Genomic DNA, 9,783 nt, shown 5'->3' with positions numbered 1-9,783 from the left:
TCTCGGGGATGCGCGCCGGGTTGGCCTGCGCCCAGTTGCGGATGGCCGGCCAGGAGGCCTGCTCCAGAGGGAAGGCGCCCTGATCAACCAGCCAGCGTGCCACAGACTGGTAGGGCTGATCGTTGTGGCCGGCGAAGGCCAGGCGCACGATGCGTGGCTGGCCCTGTGCGTTGAGTTCATCTTGCAGGCGGATGCGGCCTGATCCCTGCACCTGGATCAGCAGCACATCCAGCGGGTCAGCCAGATAGACCACCTCACGGCCCGCCAGGGCAGCTTTGCCATCAGGTGAGGTTTCCAGTTCGGCCCGGCTGAAATACGGCTTGCGCTGTCCCAGATCAGCGGGGGCACGGTGCAGCGGGTACTGAAAGCGCGCATCGGCTTGGCGGCGGCCTTCGAGCAAGGGCTCGAAGTAACCCGTCATCAGGCCGGTGTTGTTGCCTTCCAGCGTGGTCACTCGCCAGGGTTGCAGCTGGCTTTGCACCCATTGGCGCACAAAGCTGTCGCCCACTTGTTCACCCCAGTTGTTGCCCAGCTTCTTGACCTCGGTGCACACGTTGGTCCAGCCGCTTGCGGGTTTCTGGCAGCTCTTCCACAAGGCCGGCCACCAGTCACCGACGTTGTCATTGTTCCAACCGGGCAAATCGCTCCACTGCGCGGGCATCCAATGGGCCTTGGGGCGCAGCAGGCCGCCGCTGCCATCGGGTTGTGGTTGCACCGTGCCGGGGGCGGGTGGATGGACCACGGTGACGATGGGCGCACCGCTGCCCTTGGTATGAACCCAGGGCAGCATGCCGCAGCCGCTGAGGCTGCCTACAATCAGGCCGGTGATCAGGACGCGGGACGGGCTGCGTGCCATCACATCGACACGCCAATTCGGAAACGGACAAAAACTCATGTGGCTGATTGTGCTGGAAGCGGTGGGCGCCTTGGCCGTCCTGGTGTTTGTGGTCTGGTGGACGATGTTTGCCGGGCGCCGTCAAGGCGAGTTGCCTGCAGAGGATCAGGATGTGGATCGTGGGGGCAACAGAAAGCTCAAGGGTTGATGGCGCACACGGCGCCAGACAGCGGCACGCAGGCGAGCACGGTCTGTGAACCGCACATTGCGTGAACGGATGGCCACCAGCAGCGCCAAGGCGAAGCTCACGCCCACATTGAGCAGCCCGGTGACAGGCAAGGCGGCCACGCACCACCAGAAGGCCGGTTGGTGCAAGGCCTCAGGCCCCAGCGTGCCCAGTGCGGCGGCTAACTGACCGGTGGACAAGGTCACGTGCCGCACATCCAGCGGCAGCGCCATGAAGCCGGCGATCACGGGCACCAGACCCAGCAGCATGCCCAGCGAGACATTGGCCGCCAGGCCCGAGATGTTGGCGCGCCACCAGCCGGCCCAGCGGGCCGCGCGCTCTGGCCCCAGCCAGGCGCGGATGGCCGGGTTCCAGCGCATGGCGCTGTCCAGGCGGTGCAGCACGAACCAGTTCTCCACCCAGCCCGCGATCAGGCTGGAGACAAACAGCAGCACGCCCGTGAAGGCAGCGTACCAGGCCGTCGGCCCCAGCAGGCTCAAGGACTTGAGCACGTACTGCGCCGTGTGCTCGCCGATCAGCGGCTTGCCCAGCGTCCACCAGGCCAACATCTGTGCAGCCAACACCAGCGGGGCGACCACGATCAGGTTGCCCACGATGCCTGCTGTCTGTGAGCGGATCAGGTGAGCGACTTCATCCACGAAGGACTCGATGGCTGCGTCGTTCCTGGTATCGGCCAGCTTGGCGGCCATGGCCGGCGCTGTCATCGCAGGCTGTTTGGTGGCCACGGTCAGGTGCAGCCACTGCACGATCACAAAGCTCACGGCGTAATTCAAGCCTGCCGCTGTGCCGGCCCAGAACGGTGACAGGCCCAGCGCCAGCATCACGAATTTCAAAAAGGTGGTGCCCGCCAGCACCGCGCCACCGCCAGCGGCACGCTGGAGCATGTCGATGTACTCGGCCTTGTCACGGGTGATGTAGTGCTCGCCGGTCTCGGCGCTGCGCTCGGCCACCTTGCGAGCCAGCAGGGCGTAATGCTGGGTGAACAGGGCACGCACGCTGCGGCGGCGCTGGCCGGTGCGGGCCAGGTCCACGATCAGCTGTCGCATGGCCTTGGCAGGTTGATCGCTCAGCACCACATCCAGCAACTGCGCCAGGCGTTGGCAGCGTTCGCACAACTGGTCGATCTGGAAGACCAGGTCGACCGATATGCCATGTACTTCCAGGTGCCCGTGCAGGCCGCGCGCCGCTTCGGCGCAGTGGTCCAGCAGCACGCGCAGGTATTGGGCTTCATGCAGCAGGGCCGCGGGCCATGGCGCGCTGCTGGCCTCGCCGCGAGCCTCACCACGTGCGTGCGCCAGCGCGAGTTCATGCATGCGCTCGATCACCCGAGCCAGTTGGCGGAAGGCCTGGCGCGCACTGCCGTCGGTCGAGCCTGTTTCGGCAGGCCCATCGTCGGCATCAAAGTCCACGTCCACGCGCATGCCCACCCGAGACCGGAAGGCAGGTGAAAAGCCGGCCGCGCGCACCTGCGTGGCCAGATACAGCATGGCGTCATAAAAAGGCTCGCGCCAACCCAAGGCAGCATGATCGCCCACAGCGCCGTTGCCTGCAGGCTGGACGGCCATCGCCTGTGACCACAGTTGGGCGATGCCATCCAGCGTGATGTCGTCCAGCTCTTGCAGCCAGGAGGCGTCATCGGCGTCGTCAAACAGCAGGTTGAACAGCACCGCCAGATCGGCGGTATCGGGGCTCAGGGGCAGCGCACGGCGGCGCAGGCGCTCGCCCAGCTCATTGAGGAAGGACGAGCGTGGCGAGAAGCCGTAGTCGGCCAGCAGTGCGGCCACATCCATGTCACGCCAGAAGGCTGCCAGCAGGGCCACGACCTTGTCGCGCCGAGCCGGCTCTTGCAGCAACAGCCGCACCACGTTCTGCGTGCCGCTGACCGGTTCGCCACGGCGGATCCAGTCCAGCAGGCGGATCAGCCAGATGTGGCGCTCAACCAGAGGTGCCGAGGCATCGGCCTGGTCCAGCAACTCACCCAGCTCGAAGCCGTTACCAGGGCGAGGCCACCAGGGTTGTCGTTTGAGCGGATGAAATCGGCGTGGCAGCAAAGGCATCAGTGCAGGGACTGCGATCTCGCCAGCGTGAAGGCCGGAATGGGGGCCTCGAACCAGCGCGCATCTTCAGTCATGCAGAAGTAGGTGCCGTGCATGATGCCATGCGGGGTGTCCAGGCGCGTCCAGCTGGTGTATTCGAAGCGTTCGCCGGGCTTGAGCATGGGCTGGTTGCCCACTACGCCCAGGCCGCGCACTTCTTCGGTCTTGCCGGTGGCGTCTGCGATCACCCAGTGGCGCCCGATCAACTGCGCCGGCACGGTGCCCGAGTTGACAATGGTCACCGTGTAGGCGAACACATATTCATGGCGCGCCGGGTTGCTCTGGTCTTCCAGGTACTGCGGCGCCACAGCGCATGTGAATTGGGCTTGGCTCATGCTGGCCATTCTAGGCAAATGACGACAAAGTGCGTTGCGGATACCCCAGCAAGTCATGGGGATGTCACCCATTGGCGGCAGCATGTGCTGTCCTGTTTACTGTGCGTCTGTTGTCGGGGGTGTTGAATGGATCGTCGAAGCTTTCTGTCTGCATTGGGTGCCCTGGGTGGCGGTTTGATGGTGACCTGGCAGGCGCAGGCTACCAACTGGTCGGGCCTGGGCAATGCGCCCATTGACACCACGGGCATGCGCACTGATTCGGCCCGCGTGTTCGATCTGTCCGTGTCGTCGGCTGACCCGAGCCTCACGGGGGTGATCCTGTGGACGCACATCAACCCCGATGCCATTCGCCCGAACGAGTCTTTGTATCTGCAGGTCGCGCTGGACGCGGGCTTCCAGAACTTGCTGTTGCAGGCCCAGATCGCGCCGCAGGACATCAGCCCCGAGCGCGACCACACCATCAAGATCGACCTCGATGGGCAGTTACCCGCCACCAACTCAGGGGGGCCTTACTTTTATCGCTTCATTTATGACCGCACGCTCAGCCGCACGGGCCGCTGCCGTACGCTGTCATCAGCGGGCAGTTCGCTCAAACACCTCAAGTTTGGCCTGCTGACCTGCCAGGACTTCACCAATGGCTACTACGGTGCCCTGAGCCATGTGGCCAAGGACGACAGCCTCGACTTCGTGCTGCACCTGGGCGACTTCATCTATGAGTCAGCGGGGGATCCGCGCTTCCAGAGCTTGCCCTTTGCCGATCGCATGCTGGTGCTGCCATCGGGTGGCACGGTAGCGATGAACCTGGCTGACTACCGCACCATCTACCGCAAGTACCGCAGTGATGCCAACCTGCAAGCCGCACTGGAGCGCCACACCTTCATCTGCATCCCGGATGACCACGAGACGGCCAACGACTGCTATTGGGACTACGCCCGCGACACCCTCGGCGCGCCCGATCACCCCTACACCACCGACCCGCAATACGGCAACAGCCCCGCCTTGCTCAAGCAACTCAAGCTGGACTCACAACGTGCCTGGACTGAGTACGTGCCCGCCCGCGTGAGCTACAACCCGCTGGCCACGCATCCGCACGATGCCTTGCTGGCGTACCGCCGCTTTGCCTTCGGCAGCTTCCTCGACATGTTCTTGATCGAGAACCGCACCTACCGCAGCCCTCACCCTTGCGGCGAAAAGGATGCGCTGGGCCGTTACGTGCCGCTGGGCTGCACCAAGTACAACAGCACCGAGCAGACCTTGTTGGGCAGCAAGCAGCATAACTGGCTGGTGGAGGGCCTGACGCAATCGAAGGCAACCTGGAAGCTCATGGGCAACCAGACTTTCTTTGGCCGCCTGGGCATCACCTTCCTGGGCGCCCAGATCGCGCCGCTGGATGTGGATGCCTGGGACGGCTACAACGCCGAGCGCCGCGCCATCACGGGTGCCCTGCGCGAGGCCAAGGTGCGCAACTACCTGGTGGTCACGGGTGACCTGCACACCTACATGGCCAGCAACGTCAAGCACGACTACGGCAACCTCAATCCCCTGGACTTCAGCAACTTCGTCGGTGCCGAGTTCATGACGCCGGCCGTGACCTCATCCAACCTGGGCGAGATGCTGGCCGGCAAGATGGACGCACAGCAACGCACCTTGCTGATGCAGGGCCTGGCCGCACCCGCCGTGCGCCTGAACAACCCGCACATCCAGTACTTCAACAGCAACCAGCAGGGTTACTCCACGCTGGAGTTGACCGACAGCTACGCCGAGTGGGTGGCCTATGCAGTCGACAAGAGCGTGAGCGATCCGGCTGTGGCGCGCACCTGCGTGGCGCGGCAACGCAAGTACATGTCCTTGCCCTGGTTGATGGCGCAGAGCACCAGCGGGTATTGATCTGGGGTCAGCCTGAAAAAGGTGGCGCGCATGTATTTGCGGCGATCAGTCTGCGATGGGGCCGCTAAGAGGAAATGGGCGTTTCTTACGTTGGCTTTCTAGGCAGCATATGCCGCGGGGTGCCCGTGCCTGAGCTGTGCCCATGGTGCCCAGTCACATTGCCGCCGAACCTCATTCATTACCGAGGATCTTTATCGCGCAAAATGGCCAGATAAACTGAGCGCCGTCATACGGCCGCCGGCATTCAATCAAATCATGGGAGGGATGCATGCGCATCATCAAAGGTTTCATGGGCGTTCTGGCTTTGCTGTCAGCTGGTCTTTCCGCGGCGGAGGTGGCACCAAGCGAACCTGGGCAGGCTTCTGTACTTGCTGAGGCAGGGCCAGCCTTGGATGTGTCCACCAAACTGGCGGCCGAGAAATACGCGGAGTTGGAGAAGGATTTCGCCCCTTTGCTGAACGCCTATCTGGCCGGCAGCGCCACCGAGGACAACCTGGCGCCAAAGTTCGCAGCGCTGGCCGGCACACCCGGGCTGGAGTCCAGATTGGATGGCTGGGTGACGGCGTACCCGGCGTCCTACTCGGCCCGTCTGTCCCGCGGGCTGTATCGGATCGCTGATGCGTGGCGGTCGCGTGGCGACAAATTTTCCGACAGGACAACAGACGCACAACTCAAGGGCTTCACGGACGGCCTGAATCAGGCAGCTGCTGATTTGAATGCATCAATCAAGCTGTATGCAAAACCCGTATGGAGTTACACCGCCCTCATCCAGATTTCAAGAGGGCTTGGGGGCAAGCGCGATGATGCCAGGCAGTTGCTGGACAAGGCCTTGACGATCGACCCACAGGCATATGGGCCGCGTATGGAATACCAGATCATGCTGACCCCGAAGTGGGGTGGCAGCGTTGATTTGATGGAGGGCTTTGCCAGAGAGTGCCGCCAGTCCGCCATGAGCAAGCAGAACAAGGATCGGATAGAGGCCTGGCACCACGCGTATCTGGGGGAGGATGCGCTGATGGCGCGAGACTACAGGCGCGCCTCTGACGAATACCTCAAAGCCTATGAGGCAGGCCATGAGCCACGCAGATTGTTCCAATCTGGCCAGGCCGCGATGGATGGGAGTCTGGTGAACCTGGCCTTCCAGCGTTTCGATGCCTTGGTCAAGGCTCATCCGCAATACCCGTTTGGCTACAACAAGCGTGGCTGGTTGTACGAAAGCCAGTTCAAGAGCGACGAGAAAGCGTTCAAGGACTATCTGGCTTCTGCCGAATTGGGCAACAGCTATGCGCAAAATCGTGTTGGCTGGTGGTACATGACCGGCAGGTCTGTGCCCAAGAACTATGATCAGGCCGAGTTGTACTTCAGGCGTGCCGCCGCGCAGAACAATGACACTGCCGTAGCCAACTTGAAGAGCCTGAAGGCCTTGCGCAATGCCGCAGCAGCCCCCTGAGCGTCAACGTCTTCAGTTACCAGATAACCGAGACGCATCCTCCACAAGAACTTCTTGTGGCGCACTCACGCATGAATATCAAGGGCATTAGCATGTGAGCATGCAAGCGTACCTCACCCACAGCATCTATATAGACTTTGACCACCCTGCCGTGGCTGATCAGGCCGCAGCCTTGGCGCAAGAGGTGCGTGCATCAGGCGGCACGACCCTGGATCTGGTGAGGCGTTGCTTCGAATTCGTGCGAGACCAGATTCGGCACAGTGGTGATCACAACTCGAATCCGGTCACGATCAAAGCTTCTGATGTGCTGCTGCACCAGACCGGTTATTGCTACGCCAAGAGCCACTTGTTGGCTGCGCTGCTGCGTGCCAACGGCATCCCTGCGGGCCTGTGCTACCAGCGCCTTTCAGTGGGTGATCGTGGCGCACCCTATTGCCTGCACGGGCTCAATGCCGTCTACCTGCCCGAGTTCGGTTGGTACCGCATTGATGCCCGCGGTAACAAGCCCGGCGTCAATGCGCAGTTCACGCCGGCCCACGAGGCGCTGGCCTTTGCCTTGCAAGACGACCAGGAGCGGGACTTGCCCGAGATCTGGGCGGAGCCCCTGCCTATCGTGACGCAGGCGCTGCAAGCCTATGACGATGTCATGGATGTCGCTCGCAACCTGCCCGACCTGATCTTGTTGCCCCTGCCCATGAAAAGTTAGGGATGGCGCAGTGCGGCCGGTTCGACTGGAATGCTCAGGCGTCCAGCAGCAGGAGGGCAGCACCATGTGCGACCTGTTCAACCACGTGCAAGTCAGCCAGGACCAGATGGAGTGGGCCAAACTGGTGATCAGTGCGGTCAGCCTGGTCAGCCTGGTCGGCATCTTCGCTGCCTTGCTGTCCATGCGGGTCACGGTGTGCAATCAACTTTATGCGCGCTGGCAATCGCTCTTGTTCAAGTTTGCCGATGTGCAGAACGCGCATGCCACCTTGAAAACGGCGTACGAGCGCAGTCAGCCTTGCCGCGATCAGGCGCATTTCATCGCGGTGGCCTACATCAACCTGTTCGAAGAGGCCTACCGGTACCGGCACGCGCGCTTCGCCTTTGTCTGGTGGATCCTGCCTGAGCCTTTCTGGCAATCGATCGTCAAATCGATGACCAAGCAGTTCTCCAACTACCTCTACTTCCGAACCTTCTGGGCGACCGAGAAGGACAGCTTCTCGGAAGACTTCAATGCCTTTGTGCAAGCGCAGGTCATACCCAAGTGCCCGAGGTTCAACGAGGCCTGACTTTGTAGGTGGCGAGGGTGTCAGTCAACGATGTCCACGCCGGCTGCAAATGCCACGCGGCCCTTGATCTCCTGAGCACCTTCCGTGGGCTCAGGGTAGAACCACACGGCATCAGGCTTCATGTCGCCATTGGCCAGCAGGCTCATGTAGTGGGCCTGGCCTTTCCACACGCAGCTGGTGCGGTGGTTGCTGAAGGTGGTGTACTCGCGCTTGAGCGAGGCTTCGGGGAAATAGTGGTTGCCTTCAAGGGTGACGATGTCATCGCTTTCGGCAACGGTCACGCCGTTCCAGATGGCTTTCATGGGTGCTCCCTCAGGTTTGAACAGGCGGCGATCATCGCATTTTTCCCGATGCCGGCTCTTGTACAGTCAAGCTCCTGATATCAAGCAACAGGAAGACCACACCATGCACATCCGTTCCGCTTCGACATGGTTCGCTGCCCTGGCTATTTTTGGCATGGGCCTGGCTACGGGCCTGGTCGCCCAGACGATCGCCGATTCGCCGCAGCGTGTGGAACTGAAGCGAACGGATCTGTCCGGTGCACCCGGCATGGAGGTGATCGCTTCCATGGCCGAGTACAAGGCGGGCGATGCCATTGACCGCCATGCCCATCATGGGGTGGAAGTGGCCTATGTGCTGCAAGGCGCCACCATCCAGGCGCCGGGCAAAGACCCGGCCACCCTTGCCACAGGCGCCACCTTGCTGAACCTGCGCGATGTCAAACATGCGGGCTTCAAAGTGGTGGGCGATACGCCGCTCAAGCTGTTCACCGTGCATGTGGTGGACAAAGGGCAGCCCTTGTACGACTACGCCAAATGAGTGCGTCGATGCCTGGCAACGAGAACCCGCAGGCAGCCTGCGTTGTCGTGTTCCTGGATGCGGACACCTTGCCTTGCGGCCTGGCGTTCGAGCCAGCCATGGCTGCGCGGATCGATTACCGATGCCATGCCTCAACCCAGCCCGACGAGGTGCTTGATCGCATCGCGGATGCCGAGGTGCTCATCGTCAACAAGGTGCGCTTGACGCGCGATGTGTTGCGCCATACAACCCGGCTTCGTTGCATCTGCATCGCGGCGGCCGGCATGGACAACGTGGATCTGGATGCCGCGCGCGAGCTGGGCATCGCGGTGCACAACGTGCCCGGTTATGGCAGCGATTCGGTGGCGGAGCATGTGATCGCCACGCTGCTGGCCTTGCGGCGCCACCTCATCGACTACAGCCGCGCAGCCATAGACGGGCGCTGGTCTGCGGCGGAGCAGTTCTGCTGGCACGGGCCTCGCATCCTGCCGATGGCCGGATCGACCTTGGGCATTGTCGGTCGGGGTGCCATCGGTCAGGCCACGGCGCAATTGGCCCAAGGTTTGGGCATGCGGGTCTTGTATGCCCAACGGCCGGGGCGAGCCTTGGCCGATGATGAACTTCCCCTGGACGATCTGCTGGCCGAATGCGACGCTGTGAGCCTGCATGTGCCCTTGTCTCCAGAGACCCGCGGCATGATGGACGCGCGCCGCCTGGCCTTGATGCAACCGCACGCCATCCTGATCAACACGGGGCGTGGCGCGCTGGTCGACCCGCTGGCCTTGGCGCATGCCTTGCGTGCGCAACAACTGGCCGGCGCCGCGATCGATGTGCTCGAGGTCGAGCCACCTGCGCCCGGGC

General features: G+C 62.6%; 11 protein-coding genes. 7 read left to right on the top strand and 4 right to left on the bottom strand.

All coding sequences use genetic code 11. The features are described 5' to 3' along the window. Positions 1–895 (bottom strand): MltA domain-containing protein (locus EPO09_RS17385; protein ID WP_290644925.1); only part of this gene is annotated, 895 nt, incomplete at its 3' end. Here EPO09_RS17385 and EPO09_RS17380 point away from each other — a divergent pair. After that, positions 894–1,043 carry a hypothetical protein gene (locus EPO09_RS17380; protein WP_290644923.1) on the top strand — a complete coding sequence of 50 codons (150 nt, stop codon included), beginning with the start codon at positions 894–896 and terminating at the stop codon, positions 1,041–1,043. The two genes, EPO09_RS17385 and EPO09_RS17380, sit on opposite strands and share 2 nt — an antisense overlap. Here the strand turns inward: EPO09_RS17380 and EPO09_RS17375 are convergent. After that, a complete protein-coding gene (locus tag EPO09_RS17375; protein ID WP_290644921.1) occupies positions 1,001–3,139 on the bottom strand; it encodes a site-specific recombinase in 2,139 nt (712 codons plus the stop codon). The two genes, EPO09_RS17380 and EPO09_RS17375, sit on opposite strands and share 43 nt — an antisense overlap. Next, a complete protein-coding gene (gene apaG, locus EPO09_RS17370) occupies positions 3,139–3,513 on the bottom strand; it encodes a Co2+/Mg2+ efflux protein ApaG (protein WP_290644919.1) in 375 nt (124 codons plus the stop codon). Before apaG ends, EPO09_RS17375 begins: the two co-directional genes overlap by 1 nt. Positions 3,514–3,639: 126 nt before the next feature. Here apaG and EPO09_RS17365 point away from each other — a divergent pair, with 126 nt between their 5' ends. The 4 genes from EPO09_RS17365 (at position 3,640) to EPO09_RS17350 (ending at position 8,124) form a co-directional block, all read left to right on the top strand. Further along, a complete protein-coding gene (locus tag EPO09_RS17365) occupies positions 3,640–5,400 on the top strand; it encodes an alkaline phosphatase D family protein (protein WP_290644917.1) in 1,761 nt (586 codons plus the stop codon). A gap of 268 nt (positions 5,401–5,668) precedes the next feature. Continuing rightward, a complete protein-coding gene (locus EPO09_RS17360; protein WP_290644916.1) occupies positions 5,669–6,850 on the top strand; it encodes a DUF4034 domain-containing protein in 1,182 nt (393 codons plus the stop codon). A gap of 100 nt (positions 6,851–6,950) precedes the next feature. Beyond that, the gene (locus tag EPO09_RS17355) at positions 6,951–7,556 is read left to right on the top strand and encodes a transglutaminase family protein (RefSeq protein ID WP_290644914.1); all 606 of its coding nucleotides are present in this window, start codon (positions 6,951–6,953) and stop codon (positions 7,554–7,556) included. 64 nt (positions 7,557–7,620) lie between these two features. Beyond that, positions 7,621–8,124 carry a hypothetical protein gene (locus EPO09_RS17350; protein ID WP_290644912.1) on the top strand — a complete coding sequence of 168 codons (504 nt, stop codon included), beginning with the start codon at positions 7,621–7,623 and terminating at the stop codon, positions 8,122–8,124. Positions 8,125–8,144: 20 nt separating this feature from the next. On the opposite strand, the gene EPO09_RS17345 is transcribed toward EPO09_RS17350, so the two are convergent. Next, positions 8,145–8,426, bottom strand: a complete 282-nt coding sequence (locus EPO09_RS17345; RefSeq protein WP_290644910.1) for a DUF427 domain-containing protein — start codon at positions 8,424–8,426, stop codon at positions 8,145–8,147. A 103-nt stretch (positions 8,427–8,529) separates the two neighbouring features. On the opposite strand from EPO09_RS17345, the gene EPO09_RS17340 reads away from it, so the two are divergent. Together EPO09_RS17340 and EPO09_RS17335 are read left to right on the top strand one after the other, a co-directional pair. After that, positions 8,530–8,943: a cupin domain-containing protein gene (locus tag EPO09_RS17340; RefSeq protein ID WP_290644908.1), complete on the top strand. Its 414-nt coding sequence runs from the start codon at positions 8,530–8,532 to the stop codon at positions 8,941–8,943. 8 nt (positions 8,944–8,951) lie between these two features. After that, positions 8,952–9,783: NAD(P)-dependent oxidoreductase (locus EPO09_RS17335; protein WP_290644905.1), on the top strand; the 832-nt coding region annotated here is incomplete at its 3' end.

Origin of the sequence: Aquabacterium sp. (assembly GCF_004297345.1) — a bacterium.
GTDB lineage: Bacteria > Pseudomonadota > Gammaproteobacteria > Burkholderiales > Burkholderiaceae_C > Aquabacterium.
Note: the sequence above shows the minus strand (reverse complement) of the source record. Positions and strands in the feature narration are given on the sequence as shown.

What these genes read in the sequence shown, in the direction of transcription:
- EPO09_RS17380 (WP_290644923.1), top strand. Translation starts at nt 894, where the DNA reads ATGTGGCTGATTGTGCTGGAAGCGGTGGGCGCCTTGGCCGTCCTGGTG.
- EPO09_RS17375 (WP_290644921.1), bottom strand. Translation starts at nt 3,139, where the DNA reads ATGCCTTTGCTGCCACGCCGATTTCATCCGCTCAAACGACAACCCTGG.
- apaG (WP_290644919.1), bottom strand. Translation starts at nt 3,513, where the DNA reads ATGAGCCAAGCCCAATTCACATGCGCTGTGGCGCCGCAGTACCTGGAA.
- EPO09_RS17365 (WP_290644917.1), top strand. Translation starts at nt 3,640, where the DNA reads ATGGATCGTCGAAGCTTTCTGTCTGCATTGGGTGCCCTGGGTGGCGGT.
- EPO09_RS17360 (WP_290644916.1), top strand. Translation starts at nt 5,669, where the DNA reads ATGCGCATCATCAAAGGTTTCATGGGCGTTCTGGCTTTGCTGTCAGCT.
- EPO09_RS17355 (WP_290644914.1), top strand. Translation starts at nt 6,951, where the DNA reads ATGCAAGCGTACCTCACCCACAGCATCTATATAGACTTTGACCACCCT.
- EPO09_RS17350 (WP_290644912.1), top strand. Translation starts at nt 7,621, where the DNA reads ATGTGCGACCTGTTCAACCACGTGCAAGTCAGCCAGGACCAGATGGAG.
- EPO09_RS17345 (WP_290644910.1), bottom strand. Translation starts at nt 8,426, where the DNA reads ATGAAAGCCATCTGGAACGGCGTGACCGTTGCCGAAAGCGATGACATC.
- EPO09_RS17340 (WP_290644908.1), top strand. Translation starts at nt 8,530, where the DNA reads ATGCACATCCGTTCCGCTTCGACATGGTTCGCTGCCCTGGCTATTTTT.